The sequence below is a fragment of the Selenomonas sputigena ATCC 35185 genome (assembly GCF_000208405.1).
In the GTDB taxonomy this organism is placed as follows: Bacteria; Bacillota; Negativicutes; order Selenomonadales; family Selenomonadaceae; genus Selenomonas; species Selenomonas sputigena.
The window spans coordinates 479,503-503,532 of the sequence record NC_015437.1; the positions used below are offsets into that span (position 1 = coordinate 479,503).

General features: G+C 58.6%; 14 protein-coding genes. 13 read left to right on the forward strand and 1 reads right to left on the reverse strand.

What is annotated here, in order from left to right; all coding sequences use genetic code 11:
• Positions 1 to 201: 201 nt before the first annotated feature.
• From SELSP_RS02145 to SELSP_RS02160, 4 genes are all read left to right on the forward strand, one after another.
• Complete coding sequence (locus SELSP_RS02145) at positions 202 to 1,560, forward strand: flagellin N-terminal helical domain-containing protein (RefSeq protein ID WP_013740578.1); 1,359 nt, start codon at positions 202 to 204, stop codon at positions 1,558 to 1,560.
• A gap of 120 nt (positions 1,561 to 1,680) precedes the next feature.
• A complete protein-coding gene (locus SELSP_RS02150; RefSeq protein WP_006193606.1) occupies positions 1,681 to 13,596 on the forward strand; it encodes a YDG domain-containing protein in 11,916 nt (3,971 codons plus the stop codon).
• Between the two features lie 256 nt (positions 13,597 to 13,852).
• Entirely contained in the window at positions 13,853 to 14,056 is a 204-nt protein-coding gene (locus tag SELSP_RS02155) for a toxin-antitoxin system protein (RefSeq protein WP_232362381.1), read from the forward strand.
• Entirely contained in the window at positions 14,056 to 14,472 is a 417-nt protein-coding gene (locus SELSP_RS02160) for a PIN domain-containing protein (RefSeq protein ID WP_006193604.1), read from the forward strand. The genes SELSP_RS02155 and SELSP_RS02160 overlap by 1 nt, the downstream gene beginning before the upstream one ends.
• 72 nt (positions 14,473 to 14,544) lie before the next feature.
• Here SELSP_RS02160 and SELSP_RS02165 read toward each other — a convergent pair whose 3' ends face one another.
• Entirely contained in the window at positions 14,545 to 15,369 is an 825-nt protein-coding gene (locus SELSP_RS02165) for a flagellin (protein ID WP_006193603.1), read from the reverse strand.
• A 218-nt stretch (positions 15,370 to 15,587) separates the two neighbouring features.
• Between SELSP_RS02165 and SELSP_RS12245 the strand changes: the two genes are divergently transcribed.
• From SELSP_RS12245 to ilvB, 9 genes are all read left to right on the forward strand, one after another.
• On the forward strand, positions 15,588 to 15,740 hold the full coding sequence (locus tag SELSP_RS12245; protein WP_006193601.1) for a hypothetical protein: 153 nt from the start codon (positions 15,588 to 15,590) through the stop codon (positions 15,738 to 15,740).
• Positions 15,737 to 16,150: a type II toxin-antitoxin system death-on-curing family toxin gene (locus SELSP_RS02170; protein WP_006193600.1), complete on the forward strand. Its 414-nt coding sequence runs from the start codon at positions 15,737 to 15,739 to the stop codon at positions 16,148 to 16,150. Before SELSP_RS12245 ends, SELSP_RS02170 begins: the two co-directional genes overlap by 4 nt.
• Positions 16,096 to 17,199 carry an alcohol dehydrogenase catalytic domain-containing protein gene (locus SELSP_RS02175; RefSeq protein ID WP_232362380.1) on the forward strand — a complete coding sequence of 368 codons (1,104 nt, stop codon included), beginning with the start codon at positions 16,096 to 16,098 and terminating at the stop codon, positions 17,197 to 17,199. The genes SELSP_RS02170 and SELSP_RS02175 overlap by 55 nt, the downstream gene beginning before the upstream one ends.
• Positions 17,192 to 19,105: an O-linked N-acetylglucosamine transferase, SPINDLY family protein gene (locus SELSP_RS02180; RefSeq protein ID WP_006193598.1), complete on the forward strand. Its 1,914-nt coding sequence runs from the start codon at positions 17,192 to 17,194 to the stop codon at positions 19,103 to 19,105. The genes SELSP_RS02175 and SELSP_RS02180 overlap by 8 nt, the downstream gene beginning before the upstream one ends.
• A gap of 224 nt (positions 19,106 to 19,329) precedes the next feature.
• On the forward strand, positions 19,330 to 19,509 hold the full coding sequence (locus SELSP_RS02190; RefSeq protein ID WP_006193596.1) for a hypothetical protein: 180 nt from the start codon (positions 19,330 to 19,332) through the stop codon (positions 19,507 to 19,509).
• A 164-nt stretch (positions 19,510 to 19,673) separates the two neighbouring features.
• Complete coding sequence (gene metA, locus SELSP_RS02195; RefSeq protein WP_006193595.1) at positions 19,674 to 20,609, forward strand: homoserine O-acetyltransferase MetA; 936 nt, start codon at positions 19,674 to 19,676, stop codon at positions 20,607 to 20,609.
• 42 nt (positions 20,610 to 20,651) lie between these two features.
• The gene (locus SELSP_RS02200; RefSeq protein ID WP_006193594.1) at positions 20,652 to 21,314 is read left to right on the forward strand and encodes a hypothetical protein; all 663 of its coding nucleotides are present in this window, start codon (positions 20,652 to 20,654) and stop codon (positions 21,312 to 21,314) included.
• Positions 21,280 to 22,320, forward strand: coding sequence for a [FeFe] hydrogenase H-cluster radical SAM maturase HydE (gene hydE, locus SELSP_RS02205; RefSeq protein ID WP_006193593.1), 1,041 nt, complete (start codon positions 21,280 to 21,282; stop codon positions 22,318 to 22,320). Before SELSP_RS02200 ends, hydE begins: the two co-directional genes overlap by 35 nt.
• Before the next feature lie 16 nt (positions 22,321 to 22,336).
• Positions 22,337 to 24,019 (forward strand): biosynthetic-type acetolactate synthase large subunit, encoded by a 1,683-nt coding sequence (gene ilvB, locus SELSP_RS02210; protein WP_006193592.1) that lies wholly within the window; start codon positions 22,337 to 22,339, stop codon positions 24,017 to 24,019.
• Positions 24,020 to 24,030 lie beyond the last annotated feature (11 nt).

A 24,030-nucleotide genomic window follows, 5' to 3' on the forward strand; every position in this document is an offset into this window, starting at 1 on the left:
AGCAATGGCATCGAACTTTCTGCAGCACCTTTTGAAAAAAATCATCGCTCTGCTTAAGGAAAATGCAGGAAGCGACGATATAATTGCTGTAAAGTGATAGGGAGGTCGGCGGAGACCTCTGGGCATATCAGGGAAGACAGTCGCAGCGTAGGGAAGCGCGTCTCTTTGGCTGTGGCGTCAATGATCAGGGAGGTTTTTGCTGTGCCACTAGTAGTAAAGAACAACATGCAGGCAGCGAATACGCTGAACACGCTGAACAAGAACGAGAAAGACCGTGCGAAGAGCCTTGCACAGGTCTCATCGGGCATGAAGATCACGAGCGCGGGCGACGATCCTTCGGGCATGTCGATCTCCGAGCGCATGCGCGTGCAGATCCGTGCGCTCGATCAGGACAACCAGAACACGCAGAACGGCAACAGCATGATGAAGGTCGCCGAGGGCGCTGTCGCCTCGACCGTCGAGATCTTGCGCACGCTCAAGGAGAAGTGCATCAACGCGGCGAACGACACGAACACCGATGACGACCGCGCGACGATCCAGAAGGAAATGGACGCGATGGTCGACCAGATTAACGACAACGCGAACATTCAGTACAACGGCAAGATCCTGATGAGCGGCACGTACAACAACCAGGTGTCGGTTGCGGGCGGCACGCAGTCCACATGGGCGAATCAGGCCTTTGCAGAGGGAACGAATCCGTCGGGTACGGCATTGACCAATTACAAGGATCGTAACGGGAATAGTTTGGGGATTTTGCCAACAGACAGGATGACTGTTTCCTATGTCAAAGATGGCAAGACATACGAGAAGACATTCCGCGTCGGAAACTTTAACTTGACGGCTTGTTTTACTAACACTACAAGTGGAACTGGAAAGTTTGTTCCAGATCCAGGCGATACGGATTTGGAGGCTTATCAAGGCCCGGCACCTAATGGATTGTCCAAGGTCGGCATTGATCAGTATGGGCATGATGTCGTTACGGCGGACGGCAAGGATGCTCTGACGATTCGCGCGAAGAATGGCGGCACGACGGGTCAGATTGGCGGCGTGACGTTCTGCTTGACCGATTCACAGGGCAATATCAAGAAGGCACAGAACAATATGTTCGACAAGTTCCAGATGACGGTACGCGCCCAAGATCCGACACCCGACAATGCCATGGTCTTCCAGATCGGCACGCGCTCGAATCAGGCGGTCAAGGTTGGCTTCACCGATATGCACGCGAAGGCGCTCGGCATGATGGGGTCCGACTCGAAGGCGATTCAGGTCACGACGCGTGCACGCGCCAATGCGGCGGTCAATGTCATTGAGAACGCCATCGGCATGTGTCTCGACCAGCAGACGGTGCTCGGTGCGGCGCAGGCTCGCCTGCAGTTCACGTCGTCGAACATCATCACGGCGAGCGAGAACACGCAGTATGCCGAGTCGACGATTCGCGACGCCGATATGGCGAAGGCGATGACGGACTACACGAAGAGCAATATCCTCACGCAGACAGCGCAGGCTATGCTCGCACAGGCGAACCAGTCGTCGAGCGGCGTGCTGAGCTTGCTACAGTAAGATACAGGTGGCTTTTGCCGCCTCAATGCCCTGCCGAGGCAGGAGTCGAGAAGGAAAGAAAGCCACCACATCTTGTGGTGGCTTCTCTTGCGATAGAAAGGAAGATAAGAAATGAGAGGAATGAGCAAGAAGGACGCCTTGGCGTGTCAGGTCAGCCTCGGTCTCTTTGCCGGCCTCCTCGGCATTGCCTCGACGGCGCATGGTGCGCCGATCCATGACGGTGGCACGCTTGCCGCTGACGGCAAGAAGGCAGGGAATGTAACGATTGATACGGCGACGGCAAATACGACGAAAATTACGAGTACGCAGTCGAACAACGTCATTGGCTGGAAGGATTTCTCGATTAAAAGTACGGAAACTGTAGAATTTGACGGCGGTGTGACGACGGGACCGAATGCGAAAAACTACCTCAATATCGTCACGGGCAATGTGACGTCGCATATCGACGGCAAGATGACGGGCGGCAACAATGTCTATATCGCCAATTCGCATGGCGTGATCTTCGGCAAGGATGCGAGCGTCGATGTCGGCAACCTCTATGTGACGACGCAGGATTTGACGGGCGTCGACTATTCGCAGGCGGCGAACAGCAGCAAGATCGGCGCTGGTACTGTCATTGACACGCCAGCAAACGGGAAGGCGGCTGCATCGGCAAAAGCCGATGTCGTCAGTCTTGTCGATAATGCCTCTGGGAAGAACTTGAAAGCAGATAAGATCGTCCTCGAAGGCAGGAGCGTTCGCATCATGAACGATGCGAATATTGAGTCGAGCGAGGTATATACGCTTGCCAATACAGATCCGCTGAAGGTGGAGGCTGGCGGCGAGAAGGAAGTGCGTCCCTATACGGGCTATGTGCATGTCGGTCATACAAATACCGGCATACCGACAGATCCTCTGCCGACCGTAGGATCTGGAGGAAAGTATAAGAACTTGACGCAGGACAATCTGTACAAGTTGATCGGTTCGGAAGCAGACTTGGATCTCATCGAACTTAACAAAAACTATATGCTGAGTCGGGATATTACCCTCACAGGCACACAAAGTCCTATTGGGACATCGGCAACTCCTTTCACAGGCAAATTCGATGGCATGTTCCATACAATCTCGGGTTTGACGCTTGGCGCGGGCACGAGTACAGAATATACAGGACTATTTGGTACGACGAATGGCGCGACCATTATGAACGTCGGACTGAAGAATGCGAATCTCTCCACTGTTCAATATGGTGGCGGTCTTGTCGGTCATGCCAAAGGGAACACGGTTATTAGTGCCGTCTATAATGAATCGACGACAAGTATTGGTGCGGGAAGTTATGCAGGCGGCATCGTTGGAATGTTGGATGGTTCATCATTAGATCATGCCTATAATACTGCGACTGTGACGCAAGGGGGAGGACTGGCTGGAGCTATAACTGGCAATGTCAAGATATATGCTGTTTATAATACTGGGACAACTATAGGTGGAGTTTCTGCTGGTGTTTATCAGGTTTTGGACAGTTATGTTGCAGGCAGTTTTATTAAAGACGCATATACTACGACTGCCGATTTGACTGCACCAACGACCCAAAATTTTATTTTTAACTCCTATACCAAGAATTCTAGTGGTGAAGCAACCCTTGTTGTGCCTAGCGGTACATCAACTGCTAAGAATGCAAAACAGGCCGCCACTTACGAGGGGTGGGACATCTCCGACGAGGGCGGCGCGAATACGACGTGGCGCATCTTCGAAGGTCATTCGACGCCGCTTTTGACCGCCTTTATGAAGGGAACGGTGCAGGCGGAGTATTCGTATGCCGATTTTCAGCAGGCGGGTCACGGGCATTCGGACAATATCGCTTCAGGCTATACGGTGCAGGCGGCGGACAAGCAGACGGACGGCAGCTATGTCGCGCGTGCGGGCAAGGAAAGCAACGACGGCAAGAGCATTAGCCGTGTCTACAATGCCGACTATTTGAAGATTGCGAAGAAAAATAACGATGGTTCTTACTCTGCCATCACGGATGTTAATGATGCGGATCTTAAACTCTATGGCGCAGATGATCGCTCGCTCGTACATCTTTCCCAAGGTACGGCCGGTGGCGGTCGCCGCAATGCGGGATCCAATGCAGCCTATGATGGAGTCGACGGCAAGGGCGGCCGCGAGGCTATGCTCTATGGCGAACAGCACGGCTATGATATCGCGGGCGCGAACGTCACGATCGGCAAGCGCAAGGTTATCGGTGATGTTGGCCAGATGGGCAAAATCCAGCGTGAGTACGACGGCACAGCGAATGCCGGAGATGCGTTCAAAGCAGCGCTCACGGCGGGCAATGTCGTCGTGCGAACCGAAGGGCTCGTCGACGGTGACGGCGCAACGATGACCATAAATACCGACGGCGTGACGTTCCGCGAGAAAGGCAACTGGACGTCAGGCGCGGCTCTAAGTCCCAATGCTGGATACAACAAGTCGATCTATGTAGACAGCTCCAAGGTGAATTTCGGCGACGCCGATGGTAATTACGAATTTGATGCGACGAAGATCAATGACAAGAATCTCACGGGTAATATCCTTCAGAAGACGATCAAGGCGAAGCTGACTACGGATACGGGGATCAACAAGACGTATGACGGCACGTCGAAAGTTCTTAAAGCCCAATACCAGCCCGACCCCAATCTCATCCTAGATTCGTCGACACCGCTTGTCGGGACGAATGATGTGACCTTGAATCAGGCTGACGTCACAGTGAAGTACAAGGACAAGACGACCAAAGCGGAAGTGGAGAATGCGGGGACTGGGCACGGCGTCGCCTATGAGGGCATCAAACTTAAGAGCACGACCGCTGGGATGACGAAGAACTACAAGCTCGTCGATAAGGAGGGCAATGTCCTTTACCGTGAGGCCATTGACGACGATCCGAATGCAGCTGCCGCCGTGACTTCAGGCGGCACGCTCTGGGGCACAGGCACGATCGAAAGGCGCAAGCTCGATGCAAGCCACTTCAGCATCACGGGCGCTTCAAAGATCTACGATGGCAAGGACTACCTCCTCGTTGACGGCACGGAGAATAAGGTGGAGGTTGCGGTCAATGAAGATGCCGGCAAGGCTACGGACACCACGCAAAAAGGTCTTGTCGACAAGGACAAGGACAACCTCAAGTTCACGATCAGCGCCGCAGATGGCAAGGCATACTACAAGAACGCCAGCAATGCCAATACGAAGGACGTTTACTCAGCTACGAGCCCCAACGGCGCGCAGTTTCTTTCCTATACCCTTAAAGCGAGCGGCTCGGCGCTCCAAAACTATGCGTTCGACGATGGTGCCACGACGAAAGACCTTACGACTGCAGACACGTATGACATCAAGAATGCAGCCGCAATCAAGCCGCGCGAGATCACGGTCGACCTCTTGAAGAAGACGGGCATCGACAAGGTGTATGACGGTAATGAGAACGTCAAAGATGAGAACAAGGTCTTCGGCACGAACTTCGGCTACGCCGATGGCACGACGGACAAGACCAAACTCGTCGAAGGCGACGGCGCGGAGATCAAGGCGACGTCTGCCGTCTACAAGAAGAAGACGAGCGGCTCGGAGGCTGGCGACAAGGACGTCTCGCGCACGGCGGCGGGCAATGTCATCGAGGATGGCAAGGACGTCGAGTACAAGATCGAGCTTACGGGTGCGGACGCGACGACGGCTGCGGCTGCAGCGGCGAACTATCGCCTCAAATACAGCGTGGGTACGCAGACGACGAATGGCACCGTGGGCAGCGCCATCACGATGACGGGCACGGGCAAGATCACGCCGCGCGAGCTTGTGCTGAACAATCTGCCCGAGGTCGTGCGCTCCTACGACAGGACGTCAAACGTCTACGCTAAGCAGCTCAAAGACAAGGGCTACAACAGCGTCACGTCGGATCTGGGCGAGAACGTGGCTCTGACGCTCGGTGCGGATACGGATGTCGTCGGCACATATTATGAGAGTGCGGCTGCGGACGCCGAGAAAGCGACGGATGCCAACTACAGGTCGGACGGCACGACGCAGATCTCCGGGAAGCCCGCGCAGTATACCGTCCGCTACAAGTCTGACTTCAAGCCGACGATCACGGACGGCAACTACGTCCTCAAGGATGCATCGACGAGCACGGGTACGGGCAAGATCACGACGTTCGTCGCGAACAGTACGAACTTCAAAATGGATTTCGGCGTGCAGAGCAAGGTGTTTGACGGTACGGCGGCTGCCGGGGATCACAATCAGCTCAGCAAGCTGGAATTGGATTTCGGCAATGGACAGAAGCTGGATTTCCTCCATACGCCGCAGAAATCGTATGAGCGCATCGGCGAATTCGGGAACGAACATGCCAATGTGGACAAGGACGGCAACGCCCTTGTCATCGGCGGCACGACGAAGACGGCGTATAGTTTCACCTTCAAGGTGAAGCCCATCCTGGGGACGAACGCTTCGGACAACTACGATCTCAGCGCCTTGTCGCCGTCTGCCGACGGCTATATCTCCATGACGAAGGCGTTGCATGGCAAGATCGCGCAGAGGAAGCTCCAAGCGACGCTCGTGAATCCGCAGCATGAGAAGGTCTATGACGGCACGAAGGATGTGACGAACGGCAAGGGCGAGAAGCTTACCGGTTCTTCCATCGTCCTCTTGGACAACCTCGCGCCGAAGGAACTTGGCGGCACCTATGGCGATGGCAGTGACATCGTCGGGGAGTATGATAATAAGAATGTCCAGTCCAACAAGCATGTCGTGACCTACAAGCTCAAGATTTCTCCGAATGGATACGAGAACGACTACTACTTCGTGGACAAGAATAATACGGTCGTGACGGAGCTCAAGGGCGAAGGCGTCATCAAGCCGCGCGAGATCGATGTGGACTTCAACTATGCACGGAAGACCTACGACGGCACGTCGGCTGTAGACAAGAGCGTGCCTCCTTCGGGCACCTGGGGCTACACGCTCAAGCCGCACGACGAAAGCGCGGATATGCGGACGAAGGTGCAGACCCTGCTCAACAATGAGCATCCGACGCTCAATACGGCGGTGCTCACGGGAACCTATGTGGGCGAGAACGGCACGACGCCGCAGAGCGATGCCGGCGAGTACACGGATCGCGTGAAGTATTCGAACATCCAGGCGGCTCTCCAGGATTCCAACTACAAGATGGTCTCCGACACGAGAATTGGGTCGGGCAAGATCGACAAGCGCACGTTCAATGCGGCTGATCTCAACCTCGACATCTCTGCCGCACGCAAGACCTACGATGGCACGACGCTCGTCAAGAAGGCCGGCGGAAAAGCCGAAGACTATATCACTGGTCTGACGATGAACCTCGGCGGCACGCCGAAGACGTACGTCAAGAACACGGACTACTCGCTCAAAAGCGCGACGTATGCCAACCCGAACGTCTCGGCGAACACGGGCACGGGCAGCGTTACCTACACCATCTCGCTGAAGAAGAGCGACGGCACGAACGGCTCGCTTCTGAACAATTATGAGTTCACGAACCTTCCTACAGGCTATTCGTTCGATGCGGCGAACGGCACGCTCTCGCGTACGGTGGCGAACGGCACGATCGACAAGCGCAAGGTCTATGCGCATGTCAAGGACGTGTCGAAGATTTACAATGCAGATATCGATGTGCGAGGCGGAAGCGGCAATGGACATCCGCTCTCGAGCAGCGAGCTTGTGACGTTTGACAACAAGCTCAATGGCACGGCTGTCGATGACACGGGTCTGATCGAGGCGCACAAGAGCCTCAATGCCACGACGGCCTCCTATCGCGATAAGACGGCGGGCACGGGCAACAAGACGGTCGACTACACGCTCTCGATCGACTCGGATCCTGCGATCGCGGGCAACTACGCATTTCACGACGGCAAGACGGGAGCGGCGGTTCCTGTCAATGGTTCGGGCAAGTACGTCCTCACGACGACGACGAACACGATCAATCGCCGCGCCCTCAAGATTCAGACGCAGGCTGGCGTTACGAAGGCGTTCGACAACACGGACGTCGTCAAAGTCGGCAATGCGCCTTCTACGACAGGGCAAGGCCTAAGCTTCGTCGGCGGCGACAAGCAGGGCAGCGATACGGTCGATCTCAATACGACGTACACGCGCGTCTACAAGTCGAAGAATGCGACGAAGACCGCCGCTTCGAAGAAGAATAACATCAAGTACAACAATATCCAGCTCACGGGCGCGGATGCTGCGAACTACTATCTCGCCGACAGCACCGGCAAGGCGCTTGACGCCGACACGACACTGGGATTCTTCAAGACGACGGGCGACGGCGAGATCACGCCATTCCAAGTCACGAAGAACAATTTCAAGCTGAAGTTCCGCACGCAGCCGATCAAGAAGACGTACGACGGCACGGCGAACGTCGGCGTCGGGGATGCGGCGCACAATCAGCCGGCGAGGTGGGAAGACTACATCACGGACAGCTACGTCACGGACGGCGGCGGCACGAAGCTCTTCGACATCGATGTCGAGAAGGTCAAGTCGGCGACGTACCGCAATGCCGGAAATACGGCGGATGACAAGAACGTGGGGCAGAACAAGAAGGTGCTGTTCAACCTCAAGTTCTCGGATGCGGCGCAGAACAACTTCGAGTTCTCCAGCGACTTCTATACGGCGGACGCCGACGGCAACCAGATGCTCTCCGACGGCACCTACAACCGCTATACGAAGGGCGACATCGAGAAGCGCGTGCTGCAGGCGAATCTCGCTCATGGTACGGACATCCGCAAGGTCTACGACGGCACGAAGGCGGCGGACAAGTCGAACCTTTCCATTTTGAACTTTGTTGAGGCGGATAAGGACAAGCTGACGACGACAGCGACGTTCGATAAGGCGACGGCGACGGTCGACCCGGGTGCAGCGGCGACGAACACGCGCCAGATCACCTACACGGCGACGCTCACAGGCGATGCTGCGGACAACTACGCCTTCGATACGCTCACAGGCCCTGCGAGCAAGACGCTGACGGCTACGGGAGACATTGAGAGACGCAAGGTCTACGCGAAGGTCACGGGAGCGCGTGAAAAGACGTACGACGCCGACACGAAGGTGCTGATCGGCGGCACGGAGCGAGAAGGTGAAGCGCTCGTGAGCTTCGGCAAGAGCGCGGACAATAACAAGGACACGGGTCTTCTTACGGGCTACGGCACGAATAAGACGACGGCGGCCTATGCGGGCGCCAATGCCGCTGATGCTTCCGATACGGCGAACAAACGCGTGGACTACACGCTCAAGATCGACGGCAAGGATGCCGACGGCACGGACTATGCGAACAACTACGTTGTCTATGATGCAGTGAATCCCAATACCGTCGTTTACAACAAAGCGGCGGGGACGAATCTCGGCCTTACGACGACGAACAACAAGATCGACCGTGCGCCGCTCTATCTGACGGCGACCCATGCCACGAAGCAGTATGACGGCACGAAGACGGTCAAGAAGCCCGAGACGCTTCTCAACATCACAGGCGGCTGGCAGGGCGGCGAAGGCGGCAATCTGAACCGCACGGGTACAGGAAGCTATACGGCGGAATATCAGGACGCCAACGTCAACACGAAGGGCGTCGACTACAAGAATGTCAAGATTGTCGGCACGGGGACGAAGCCTGCGAAGGCATCGAACTACTATCTGTCGTACAACGGCGCGAAGCTCACGCCGTCGAGCAGCGAGACTTATGCGCTGCACGGTACGGGCGACATCACGAAGCGCCAGCTCACGGGCGGTGCGCTCAAGGTCGGCTTCAAGACCGATCCGATTCGCAAGTACTATGATGGCACGGCGGACGTCAAATCGCCTGCGCCCAAGACCTATGTCAACAACATTCGGGCGACGTACAAGGACGAGAACGGTCACGACCAGACAATCGATGTGAAGAACTACACAGTCGAGCGTGCCGACTACCTCGCGAAGTCGGCTGACGTGGCGGCGAAGGACGTCGGCAAGGGCAAGGACGTCAAGTTCCAGTTCGCCATGAACGACGGCAACTTCGACTACTCGGGTGTCACGGGCGCCACGCTCGGCGCCGACGGCGTCTACCGCTTCAGCCAGAACTACGACCGCGATGCGGCGGGCGTCGGGCGCGGTGAGATCATCGGCAGGCGCGTGGCTCTGACGCTCCATCTCGTGCAGAAGGTCTACGACGGCACGAAGGACGTCAAGAACGGCTACTATACGAAAGACGCAAAGACGGGCAAGCTCGTCGAACACAATCCGAACCTCGACTGGAAGAAGGTCATTACGCTCGACGGCGACGGCAAGATCGGCGGCGACGAGAACAGCGGCTTCGCCCACGGCGAGAAGCTCGACTTCAACGCGACGGGCGAATATAAGGATGCCAACGCGAACCGCGATCCGCATTACACGGGGGCGATTCAGCCGGCGAACAAGGACGTCACCTACAAGATGCGCCTCAAGGATGCGACGGCGAACAAGAACTACACCTTCCAGATCCGCGTCGTTGACGAAGCGGGCAATACGCTGAAGACCGCCACGTCGCAGTCGTTCATCGACCCGCAGACGGGCGAAGGGCACATGTTCGATGGCCTTGGCAACATCTGGCAGAAGCAGCTGACGCTCACGAAGACGAACGGCTGGGGCAAGAACTACGACGGCAACGCCAATGTCACGGACGCCGTAAAGAAGGGGCTGCAGTTCGACGGTGTCGCACAGAGCGACAAGGGGTTCTTCAACTTCAGCGACCCCGCGAATGCGAGAGCCAACACCTTCGCAGGGAAGCTCTCGGGACGTTACGGCGACCGTGCCGTGGAAGGTTCCTTCCTCGACACACCGGGCAATACGGCTGTCTACAAGCATGTCAAGCGCCCGCAGGGCAATCTCAACGGTACGCCCGAGGCGCGCGACGTCGAGCTTACGGGTGTCAAGGATGCCCTTGCCAGCCTGCAGACACCCGGTTCCGTCGCAAACAACTACTTCTACGACGGCGACAACACCGTTTACGGCACGGGCGTCATCAAGCCTTTGACTCTCGACCTCAAGAAGACGTGGCTGAAGAACGGCGCGGACTTCTCCAAGACGTACGACGGAGACCCGCTCGCCAAGATCGGCGGCAAGGCGCTGAGCCCTGAGAACAAGCAGGCCTTCCACGACAAGCTCAAGCTCAGTGTCGATCTCGGCACGGGTGAGAAGCCCATCGAGCTCGACTATACGCTGTACGGCGATGAGAAGGGCGACTACGAGGGCTACCGTCCGCACTACGAGAACCTCTCGGGCGGACATGCGCATCACGGCCAGAGCGACGCCAATGTGAAAAACAGTGCCGATCCGGCGGATACGCTGAACAAAGACATCGTCTACAAGCTCAAGCGCATCAACGGCGACAAGGCGTGGGCAAACCAGGCCGAAGGCGCTCGCTACAAGGATTGGGAGCTTTCGGAGAACCCGAGCGGCGCCGATCTCCGCTTGAGCGACGCTGCGACCGATACCCATACCGACAACAAGTCGGGACTCAGGGCGGTGATCACGCCGAGGAAGGTCGAGGTGCAGGCGGACGCCTACAGCAAGATCTACGACGGCACGTCGTCTCTGACCGCACCTTCCCTGAGCGCCGGCGAATTGGCGAAAAAGCAGCAGGAGCTTCGCTCCAAGCTGCACGTCACGGACAAGGATGCGGCGAAGATGCTCAAGGACGATGGCATCGACTTCACGGTTGATACAGCTGCCTCGCATTTCCTCAACAAGGACTCGCGCAAGGCCGATGCCGATGTGGCAAGGGACGGCGCGGGCAACGTGCTCAAAGACGCCAAGGGCAATGTCCTCAAAGACGGCAAACTCGTGGAGTATAGACTCCAGAAGACGGGCGACGCCGTCAAGCAGGGGAACTATGAGCTGCCGTCGGCGGCACTTCCCTCGGGCGTGCAGACCGACACCGTGCTCGGCACGGGCAGCATCACGCCGCGCATCGTGCGCGTAGCGTTTGATCCGGCGAGCACGGCTGCGCCGGACAAGATTTACGATGGCACGCAGTATGCCGTCAAGGACGGGAAGATCCACAGCCGCACGTTCAAACTCGTGGATGCCGTAGGCGATGAAGGTGTCGTCGCTGCAGACGCGGGTGATGTCAAGCTCAATCAGACGCATAACGTCGGCAAGTTCGCCTCGCCGAACGTCAAGAAGGACAAGAACGGTGTGCAGGCGCAGGACGTCACCTACCATGAGAGCATAGAGCTGACCAATGGCAGGAACAAGGCGGGCAACTATACGCTCGTCAAGTCCAACCTCAAGGATTCGGCGAAGATCACGCCGCGCCCGATCACGGCGACGCTCAAGCACGAGCCGATCGTCAAAGAGTATGACGGCACGGAAACGGTCAAGGATTTCGTCCACCGCACGAGCGCGGGCAAGGTCGAGACGACCCTGCAGCGCGAGGGCAACATCAATCTCGTGGACAAGAATGCGAAAGTCACGGGCATTTCCGCCCCGGCACAGCCGACTTGGGAGGCCAAGGACAAGGCGAGGGGCATGACGCTGACAAAAGCGGAGTACGACAATAAGAACGTTGGCAAAAACAAGCACGTGACGTATGACATTGCCATGAACAGCCACAACTACATGCTGGTCGATGCAGCGGGCAGTTCGCTGATGTCGGGTGACCGCAAGGCGCAGATCACGTCGGACAAGGGCCAGATCGACCGCCGCAAGGTCTTCGTCGGTCTGGGCAAGTCTGCGGACAAGGTCTATGACGGCAATCGCGTCGTGCGCGATGCGCTCGACGATTTGAGCTTCACGTACAACGGGACGGGCGTGGAATCGCCACAAAAGGGTCTCGTGGCTGAGGAAGCGCAGAAGGTTAAGAAGGCGCTGCGTGTCTCCGGCGTCTACACGGACGATGCGGACGCCGCGAAAAACGATTCAGAGGAATACAAGCATCACAAGGTGCGCTATACCTTCGAGAAGGACGAGACGCGAGATCCCATCCTAGCGAACTATGAGATCACGACGAAGAATGGCAACAATACAATTGATGATACCAAGGGCATCATCCGCCGCCGCACGCTGAATGTCGTTCCGGATTCGCAGGCGACGTATGAGCGCCGGGGCAATGTGAACTACACGGGTCATATCGAGGACGGCTCGAAAGCGGCGAACAGGGGAAGCGACCTGACGCAGGAAGTCAAGAATGATCTGCAGCGCTTCAACAGCGGCGTCTTTACCTACGGCCCGACTAAGGGATCGGTGGACTATGACACACCCGACTGGAACGAGCTTCAGGGCTGGTACATGAGGGACGGCAAGAAGACGCTCGCGAGCGGCGCCTACGATAAGAACTATACGCTCAATCCGGTGCCGGCACGGCTCTTCGTCGCACCGCGCACGGACGGCGTGGATCGCACGCTGCGCCCCGACGGGCAGGTGTACGTCCGTGCAAGCTACGATGAAAACGATACGTTCGGCGCACATCGTGGCTCGGACGCCTCGCTCGCCTATACGGGAACGGGGGTCAACTACGGCGGCATGAAGCCGCAGCAGGGCACGAGCACGAATGCCGGCGATGCGGGTATCCGCCAGCAAGGAACAGGCACGAACATTGGCAGCAGCGCGGGCGTTGGCGGCGCTGCAGTTGCGAACGGCAAGGTGCAGGGCGCGACGGGCGCGGTGAATGAAGCCGCGCGCGCAGCAGGCGCACAGCCAGGCGCAAGTGTTAAGCCGCAGGGCGCACAGTCGGGCGCAGCTGTCAAGCCGCAGGGCGCAGCGAGTGCTGTCGGTTCTGCAGGCAGCGCTGTCGGTGCGGGCAATGTCGTCGACCGCGGCCTTGCCGCCGCGGCGGGCATGAGCGTCGGCGCTTCGAGCGATGCTCGCACAGGCGCGAGCAGCAGTCGGCGGAGCGCGGACTATTCGAGCAGTGCAGGCTCCTATGCGGACGGCTCTTCGAGAGCCGCTGACAGAGGCCTCGCCAATGCCTTGGGCAAGGGCGTGGGCAGTGCCGGCTACTACAGCGGCAAGGGCTACAGCCATACCAACGATGACGAAGAGGAGGAAATCAAGAAGAAGACGAAGGCGTCGGCATGATCGCCACGCGCGTCTGAGCATAAACTACACGCACAAACTTCCACTTTGTGGACATTGTGCGCCGCCCTTACCAGAAACCTAACCAATCAGTCTGCGCCCTTTGGGCTTGACCTCTTGGGGTTTCATGGTAAAGAAGGAGGCTCCCGCCGCGGCGGGAGCCTCCTTCTGCTATGTGCATGGGGGGTGGTTTATGATATAATGGAAATCGAAGAAGGGAGTGTTCGACATGAATGCATTACGTCAAGAGGCATTTCGTATGATGGAATCCATGCCCGACGAGGGAATAGCGGATCTGATCCAATACATGAATGAATATCATCGCAAATTCGCCGCGCGGGAGCAACGGCAATATGATGCTCGTGAGAAGGCCTTCACCGTCTTGGAGAGCATGAAGCGCAAGGTTCCCGAGTTGGATTATGCTAGAGAACTTGCAGAATACAGGGAGGAGAAGTATCTTTGATGCGGATCTTGCTGGACACGAACCTTTTGCTTGATTATTTAACGGAGCGAGAACCTTTTTACCAGGCGGCATATCGAATTGTGTTAGGATGCAAAAATCGCGACTATGAGGGGATTGTGGCGGCTCATTCCATTGTGGATATGTTTTATATCCTTCGAAAGCATTTTACAAATTCGGAACGGCGCAAGCTTCTGTTGGCTTTTTTTGAAATTTTGCAAGTAGAGGCTGTTGATGGAGAGAAGTTGTGCACAGCTTTGAAAAATGGGATGTTTGCTGACTTTGAGGATTGCTTGCAAGTCGAGTGTGCCAAATCTGCGGCTGCTGACTTCATCATAACACGCAATGCCAAAGATTATGCTCTGAGTGATGTACCAATCTTGTCGCCAGAACAGTTCGTAGAGAAATTTGGCGGATGAGAAGGCCTTTGAATCATGAGGGAAACAGGCAATAAAAAATCCGACCGCTAGGCCGGATTTTTTTGTGTTATGTCAGCGAAGCAGAGCCAAGGCGGAGTAGTGGGATGCCATCGTGCTCATCTGCGCTTTCTGTGCGAAGAGGAAGAGTTTCTGCTGCGTATCGCTGTTCTTGAATTCGCTCGCGGCCTTTGCCATGTCGGTGCCGTTGCTCGTCGTCGAGGCGGCCATGAGGTTTTCTTCCTGCGTGACGAAGTTCGCCGACTGGTAGTTGAGACGCTGCTGCGCTGCACCGATGGTCGTCGCCTGGTCGAGTGTCTTGTTGAGCGCCGTCGTGACCTTGTCGAGCGCGTCGGCGATGCCTGCGTCCGTGCCGAGGTTCAGCGTGGATTTGCCGTTCGCGTCCGTCAGGCCGAGCGCGGAAGAGCGCATGTCGCCGAGGTTCGTGATGCTCGTCGAGCCGTCGAGCGAGGCGACGTTCGCGGACTTCGAGCCGTCGAGGAGGTTCATGCCGTTGTACTGGATGCCGGCGTTGTCATTGAGCGTGGCGATCGTCTGATCGACCATCTTGCCGAGATCGCGGCGGTCGGAGTCGCTGTTCGTGCCGTTGGCGGCATTGAGGAGCGTCTGCTGCAGCTGGCCGAGCGCTTCGACGGAGGAGCTTACGCCACCTTCTGCCGTCTTGAGCATGGCGTTCGTGCGCTGCGAATTGACATCCGACTGGCTGACGGCGGCGATGTTCGCATTCATGCGCATGTCGATGGCGTAGGCGGAAGGTCCGAATACGGCGGACGGGTGCTTCGTGCCGCTCGAAATCTGACGCGCGAGGTTGTTCGATGTATGGTTGATGCGGTTCAAGGTCGAGTGCTGGATGAGGTTGTTTCCGAGTGTGATCGCCATGAGGCAGCACATCCTTTCGTTGGTGACGACAGATTATTGTACATCTGTATTATAAAAGAAAAAAAGAAGAAAAGCAAGACTTTTTATCTAGAAAATCGTTGATGATGCAGCAGTATTCCCATGGAAAAGCAAAAGTAGGCGCAGGCGGCAAAGTGTGGTATACTATACTATAGGGCAAGGAAAAGAACGCATTTCCGAGGCGCGAGGAGGGGTGTGCCATGGGCAAGCCAATGACGAGTGCAAGAAATGAGGAAAAGATGGAAAGAAAGACGAGCCGGACGAGCCTTGAAGCGGCAAAGCTGATTCGGCAGACTTCCATAGAGCTGATGAAGAAGAACGCGAAGCTCTACAAGGAGTTGGAGAACCGATGAGCAAGATTCAGTTGGTGGTGGAGGATGTGCTTTATTTCCACGAGGAGATGGAGCGCACGTCCCGCATGGAGAAGGGCGTGCGCGACATGGGGCTGCTGGCCTCGGCGGTCAATGCGCCCTTCCAGAGTTTCGGCGGCGTGGAGCTTTATCCGACATTGACGGAAAAGGCGGCGCGGCTGTGCTACGGCATTGCGAAGAACCACCCGTTTTTTGACGGCAACAAGCGCACGGCGCTTCATTCGATGCTGGTGTTCCTCGCGGTCAATGGCTGTGCCTTGGAGGAAGAGGACGCTGTGCTCGAAGAGGTCATCATCGACGTGGCAGCGGGCAATATGGCGTCCGATGAGCTGGCCGTATGGCTGGGCGAGAAGGTGCGGCGTCGGGAGATGGAAGGGATGTGGCATGGATGAAGGCATTGCGGCTGTACGGGGCGCGTGATCTGCGTCTGGAGGAAGTGGAGCGCCCCGAGCGCACGAAGGACGAGGTGCTGCTTGAGGTCAAGGCGTCGGGCATCAGTATGTCCGACGTCAAGAGCGTCTATGAGACGGGTGCGGCGGGGGACAATGCGCCGCAGATCCTCGGGCATGAGTTCGCGGGGCGCATCGTCGAGGCGGAGGATGTCGCTCTCGTCGGCCGCGCGGCGGCGGCGTACCCGATGCTTTTTTGCGGGCGCTGCATGGCGTGTCTTGACGGCAGGCCGCGCGACTGCGGCGAGATGCAGCTCTACGGCGCGGGGCGCGCGGGCGGCATGGCGGAGTTCGTGGCGGTGAAGAAGCAGAACCTCGTATTTTTGCCGCCCGACGTGAGCTTCCGTGCAGCGGCGCTGACGGGAGCGGCGGCGGTGGCTCTGCATGCTTTCCGCAAGACGGGCGTAGGCCCCGGCTCGACGCTCGTGGTCTTCGGACTCGGCTCGATCGGTCTGGCGCTGGCAAGCTGGGCGCGCGAGGCCGACGTCCGAAACATCGTGCTCGTGGCGCGAACGATGGAAAAGGCGGCTTTCGCTCGCTCGCTGGGCTTTTTGCAGTCGGTCGACATCGAGGGCTCGGATGTCTACAACTACGTCATGCGCCTGACGGGCGGGCGCGGCGCCGATGCGTGCATCGAGGGGCTCGGCGAGGGTGGTGCACTGGAGACGGCGCTGCTGTCCGTGAAGCGCGGCGGGCGCGTCGTCGTCATGGGAAGGCCGGAGAAGAGCCTTGAGATGACGGGTCTCATGTACGATCTCTTGCTGCAGAAGGAGGTCGAGCTGCACGGCGCATGGAAGAGCAGCCTCAACACGCGCCCTGCCGAATGGCTCGACGCGATGAACGCGATGCGCAGCCATGCAGTCGATGCTGAGGCGCTCGTGACGCATACCTTTCCGTTTGAAAAATACGAGGAGGCGTTCGCCTTGCTGCACGACAAGCAGGAGATGTACTGCAAGGTGCTCTTCGTGAACGGGGAGGAAGCGCATGGCTAAGCGCGGCAAGCGTCAGAAGAAGGGGCTGGGCGGCTCGGCGAAGAAGCCGCTCGCGGCGTTTGCAGGCGGCTCGCCTGCCGAGTTGCTCGGCGAGGCGAGCCGCCTTTTTGCCGCCGCGCGGTACACGGATGTGCGTGCGCTGCTCACGGCTGCGTTTGCCTCTTGGACGGGGGCTTCTGCCGGCGAGGCGGCGGCTTTTCATGATCTCGTGGAGCTTCGCTATGTGTTGGCGGCGTCTCTCGTGCAGCTTGGCGACTATGGGGCGGCGCGTGCGGAGATCGCACGTATCCGCGAGAGCGCTGCCGCGCACCCGGGCGCGGCGCTGCAGGAGATCTACATCGAGAAGGCCGAGGGCAGGACGCGCACGGAGCTTAAGCATCTCGCGGCGCTCATCTCGTATTTGGAGGAGCGGCTTGCCGAGGAGCCGCCCGCGCCGCTTGCCGCCTACTATCGAAAGTTCCTCGCGGAAGGCTATAGCCTCAGGGGTTCTGCGCTGACGCTCGCGGGAAGCGCGGCAGAGGGCGTCCGTGCCTTTCTCGCCGCGAGCCGCATGGAGGCAGATGAAGCGCAGGCCGTGGCGGAATACAGCAACGCGCTCTTCGCGCTCAACTATGTCGCCGTGGAGGAGCGTGCGCCTTTTGCGGGGCTGGCCGAGGGCTTCGACGGCTTCTTTTCCGATGTGGAGCGCATGGCGCACACGAGGGTGCGGCACGCGCATGCGCGGCTTCGCATCGGCTATATCTCGCCCGATCTCCGTCGTCACGCGGTCGCCTTCTTCCTGCTGCCGCTCCTCCGTGCTTTCGACCGCGAGCGCTTCGAGGTCTTCTGCTATGCGAACAATAGCGAGGACGCTGTGTCGCGCACGATGGCGCAGCAGCCGGGCGTTCACTGGACGAATATCCTCGGGCTTTTGCCCGAGGAGGCGGCGCGGCTCGTCGCGGCGGACGAGATCGACATCCTTTGCGACCTCTCGGGGCACACGAAGGACAACTGCCTCGCCGTCCTCGCGCGAAAGCCCGCGCCCGTGCAGATTACAGGGCTAGGCTACATGGGATCGACGGGGCTTTCGGCGATCGACTATGTGCTTGGGGATCGGGTGCTCGATGCGGCGGAGGACGTGGCGGAAGATGCGAAAATGGCGGCAGAGCGCACGGCAGGAGGGAACTGCCGAGGCGCGGCGGAGGACGGCGCGTCGCAGGGCGCTCGGGAGAAGCGGAGCGAGCGTCCGCTCTCCCTGCCGCACAGCCACTTCTGCTACCTGCCGTTCGTCGTGATGCCGGATGTCGCGCCGCCGCCGTGCCTTTCGCGCGGGCATATCACCTTCGGCTGCTTCAACAACTACAGCAAGGTCACGGACGCGATGCTGCTCCTATGGCGGCAGATTTTGGCGGATGTGCCGGGCGCGCGGCTGCTCTTGAAGAGCCGGCTCTTTGGGAGCGAAGAGGGGCGCTCGATCGCCGTCGAGCGCTTCGGGCGGCTCGGTCTCGATGCGTCGCGCATCGAGCTGCGCGGCTTTTCCTCGGATTACCTCGCCGAGTATGCCGACATGGACATCGCGCTTGATACCGCCCCCTATACGGGCGGGCTGACGACGTGCGAGGCGCTCTATATGGGCGTACCCGTCGTGACACTCAAGGGCGGGACGCACGGCGCGAGGTTCGGCGCGAGCTTGCTGCAGAATGCAGGCCTTCCCGAGCTGATCGCCGAGGATGCAGCGCAGTACGTGGAAATCGCAAAGCTCCTTGCCGGCTCGCCCGAAACGCTCCAAATGCTCCGAGAAAAAGAGCGCGACATGCTCCTCGCCTCACCGCTGATGAACTTTCGCCAATATGTGCAGGAAGTCGAGGCGGCGTATGAGGAAGTATGGCGTCGGTGGATGGGAGGAGATATGCGGGACGGGCAGTAAAAAATTTTGTATGCTGTCGAAAAATATGTTCGAAGGTGGTATAATGACCTTAGAGATACGGGGTTATGGGATAGCGGTCTTTCCAAAAGAGAAGCTCACGCAGTATGCTTTGAATCCGGCGAAAGACAAGCATAAAGCGGAGGCGTTCTATTCCACCCTCGGGTATCAGATACAAGATGCAGAGGTCGTTCGATTGATTTCGATTTATGTGACGAGGTGATATTATGGAAATCAAATTGTATGACAGAGTACGTCTCAAGAGCGGTGAGACAGCCAGCATTGTGGAGATTTATGAAGCTGGCGTTGCCTATGAAGCCGATATAGACCGTTCGGATGGCAGAATCGAGACCGATACGATACAGCATGAGGATATTGCAGCTATGATTTCAGAAAGTGCAGCATAAAGGAAGCACAAAAATATGACATTCGACTCCTCGAATATTTAAGCCGCCGCAAGGCGGTTTTCCTTTTTCCTGCACCCTTCTCATTTGACACCTTTCCCTGTTCTATGCTAAACTGAATCACGATTGAGGCGGCTCGGCCGCTCTGGGGAAAGCGAGGCGGTTTCGTGCCGATCAAAATACCGAACAGTTTGCCGGCGGCGCAGGTTCTGGAGAGCGAGAATATCTTTTTCATGGATGCGGAGCGTGCCTACAGCCAGGATATCCGCCCGCTTAGGCTTCTGATCCTGAACCTCATGCCGAACAAGTCGGTGACGGAGACGCAGCTTCTGCGCCTTTTGGGCAATACGCCGCTGCAGGTCGAGGTCGACTTCATCTATACGGAGTCGTATGTGCCGCAGCATACGTCGCAGGACTATCTTGCGGAGTTCTACGGCACGTTCGCCGAGGTGCGCCACAAAAAGTATGACGGCTTCATCATCACGGGCGCACCCGTCGAGCAGATGGCCTTCGAGGAGGTCGCCTACTGGGAAGAGGTCGCCGAGATCATGGAGTGGAGCAAGAAGCACTGCTATTCGTCGTTCCATATCTGCTGGGGCGCACAGGCGGGGCTATACTACCACTACGGCATCGACAAGCAGGCTACGGGGCAGAAGGTCTTCGGCGTCTACAAGCATCACCTTTGCGTCGAGCACGAGCGACTTTTTCGCGGTTTCGACGATGAGTTCTATGTGCCGCATTCACGCCATACGGAGATAAAGAAGGCGGACATCGAGCGCATGCCCGAGCTGACGATCCTCGCGGAGTCAGAGAGCCGCGCGGGCGTCTATGCGATTGCCAATATCGAAAAGAGGCAGTTCTTCATCACGGGTCATGCCGAGTACGATCCGCTTTCCTTGAAGCAGGAGTACGACCGCGATGTGGCGGCGGGGCTTCCGATTGAGATCCCGCAGAATTACTACCCGGCGGACGATCCGACGCAAACGCCTGTCGTGCGCTGGCGCTCGGTGGCGAACCTCTTGTTCGCGAACTGGCTCAACTATTATGTGTATCAGGAGACGCCGTATGAGCTTGACGGGCTTTACCGTGCGGCGGACGATTGAGATTTTTCGAATGGCTGGAAGAAAAGGAGTGAAAGAAAAAAGATGAAGATGAAACGATGGCTGGCGGCCGCCCTTCCGCTCATTTTTCTTGCGGCGACGGCAGATGCGGCGCCTCATGTGCCGCCGAATATCTACGAATGGGTGCAGTCCTCGGCGCGTGCCAATTACTTCTTCAACAAGAACGTCATGCACTATGAGCTTCTTGCGGGCGGCGTGCTGAACCCGCGCGTGCTCATCGTGCCGACCTTGCAGACGTACGATGATGTGGCGATTGCCGACGTCGTCGCCAAGAGGCGCTGGCGCGGCGAATCGCTCGCGGGCTACGATGACCTTGTGGGCGAGGCGGAATATCTGCGCATCGATCTTGCGGCGGGGACTTCGACCTTGGAGCGTGCCGATGATCTCGACAGCACATGGTCGTCCATCACGACGACGTTCCCGAAGAATGTGACGGTCATCAAGGATCTGCCCGAGAAGAGCTTGGAGCGCAAGTTCCTTGAAGCGGTGCTCGCCTACGAGCGCGGGCATCGCATGGAGATTGCCGCACAGACGAAGAAGACGCTGACGACGGATGATCTGAAGCGGATGGAAGAGCATGAGCGTGAAGATCTGACGGCATCCTTGCTGGGAGGTTCCGCTCAGGCATCTGAAGAAAAGGCGCAAAAGGATCATGGGGCAAAGGCTGATCGAAAAGGCGGAGAATGAGCATAGCTTGTGCGAGGAGGAGCTCGCCGAGCTTTTGACATCTTCCGCTGCAGAAGAGCCTCTCGCCGCTGCCGCCGACCGCGTGCGGCGAAAGTATGTGGGCGACGGCGTGCATCTTCGAGGACTCATCGAGTTCACGAATATCTGCCGGCGCAGCTGCTTTTACTGCGGTCTGCGGCGTGAAAATGAAAGGGCGGAGCGCTATCGCCTGCGCTCGCAGGAGATCGTGCGCCTGGCGCAAAATGCACGCGGTTACGGCTATCGGACGGTCGTGCTGCAGGGGGGCGAGGACGGCTATTGGCATGTCGAGCGGCTCGCCCCGATCCTGCGCGAAATACGGGCTTTGGGGCTTGTCATCACGCTTTCCATCGGCGAGCGCACAGAAGAGGAGTATCGTGCGCTCAAGGAAGCGGGGGCAAGCCGTTTTTTGCTTCGTATTGAGACGACGGATCGCGAACTCTACGAAAGACTCGACCCGGGCATGAGCTGGGAGGCGCGCCGCGCATGTCTCGCGTCCCTGCGCGCGCTCGGCTACGAGGTCGGCACGGGGTCGCTCGTGGGGCTGCCCGGGCAGTCGGTCGAGTCTCTGGCTCGCGATATTCTCTTTTTTCAGGAGATTGATGCGGACATGGTGGGCATCGGCCCCTTCATCCCGAACGGCGATACGCCGCTCGGCGAGGCGGCGGCGGGTGACATTCACTTGACGCGGCGCATGGTTTCGCTCTTGCGGCTGCTCCTGCCCGAGGCGAATATTCCGGCGACGACGGCGATGGAGACCTTGGAGCGCGGTGCGCGTTCGCTCATCCTGCGCTCGGGCGCGAACGTCATCATGCCGAATGTGACGGAGGGCGACTTTCGCCGCAAGTACGCGCTCTATCCGGGCAAGGCGTGCGTCAAGGATACGCCCGAGCATTGCCGCGCGTGCCTGGGCGCACAGCTTTCGGCCATCGGCCGTTTCGTCGCCGAGGACGCGGGTTTTCGGCGCAGGAGAAGTATAGATTTGTGAGGTGTTTGCTTTGAAGATGAATGGGGCGCAGGCGGTTTTGGAAAGCCTGCGCAAGGAGGGCGTGCGCGTTGTTTTCGGCTATCCGGGCGGCGCTGTGCTCGACCTCTACGATGCGATTTACACGGAGAAGTTTCCCCATATCCTCGTGCGCCACGAGCAGGGAGCGGCTCATGCGGCGGACGGCTATGCGCGTGCGACGGGCGAGGTCGGCGTGTGCCTGGCGACGTCCGGCCCCGGCGGCACGAACCTCGTGACGGGCATCGCGACGGCGTACATGGATTCTGTCCCGCTCGTCTGCATTACGGGGCAGGTCGGCAATCCCTACATCGGCAAGGATTCCTTCCAGGAGGCGGACATCTGCGGCATCACGACGCCGATCACGAAGCACAACTACCTCGTGAAGGCGGCGAAGGATTTGCCGCAGGTCTTGAAGGAAGCGTTCTTCATCGCGCGCACGGGGCGTCCGGGGCCGGTCACGGTCGACATCGCCAAGGACGTCTTCACGCAGGAGCTGGATTATGTCTATCCCGAGAAGGTGCACTTGAAGGGCTATACGGCAGATTTCACGGGCGAGGCGGCAGAGGTCGAGGCGGCGGCGGCGGCAATCGCCGAGGCGAAGCGGCCGCTCCTCATCCTCGGCGGCGGCGTGACGCTCTCGGATACGGCAAAGACTGTGCGCGAGATTCTCGATCTCACGGGGATTCCCTCGGTGACGACGCTCATGGGCATCGGCTGCGTGCCGGCCGCACGCGAGAACTTCCTCGGCATGGCGGGCATGCACGGCACATACGCGGCGAACATGGCGATCCAGGAGTGCGATTTGCTCATCGCCGTCGGCATGCGTTTCGACGACCGCGTGACGAGCAAAATTCAGGGCTTCGCGCCGCGCGCGAAGATCGTGCACTTCGAGGTCGATCCCGTCGAGGTGAACAAGAACGTCGTCGCTGACTGCCGCGTGCTCGGCGACCTGCGCTGGTCGCTGCCGCTCCTCAAGGAAAAGCTGGCCGCGCTCGGCGATCTGCGCGCACGCTTTTCCGGGTGGAGCCGCTACACGGTCGAGATGAACAATGAGCAGCCGCTTTCCTACAAGAAGAAGGAAGGATGCGTCATGCCGCAGCAGCTCATCGAGACGGTCAGCGAGCTTGCCGCTGACGATGCGATCATCGTGACCGACGTCGGCCAGCATCAGATGTGGGCGGCGCAGTACTACGATGCGAAGGAGCCGCGCCGCTTCCTGACGTCGGGCGGTCTCGGCACGATGGGCTACGGCCTGCCCGCCGCCATCGGCGCGAAGGTCGCGCGGCCCGGCCAGCAGGTCATCCTCTTCACGGGCGACGGAAGCATCATGATGAACTGTCAGGAGATGGCGACAGCGGCGGCGAACGGCGTTGCCGTGAAGATCATCGTCGTGCACAACCGCGTGCTCGGCATGGTCACGCAGTGGCAGCGCATGTTCTACGACAAGCATTATTCCCAGACGCTCCTGCCGGGCAGCACGGACTTCGTGAAGCTCGCCGAGGCGATGGGCGTGGGGGCTTGCCGCCTCCAAGATCCGGCAAGTCTCAAGGCGGATCTGGCAGCGGCCTTGACAAGCGAGGAGCCGATGCTCATCGACGTCATCGTGCCGGGCAACGTCGACGTCCTGCCGATGGTGCCGGGCGGCAAGAGTCTCGACGAAATGGTCTTGGAGAGCGAGTAAGGGAGACAGTG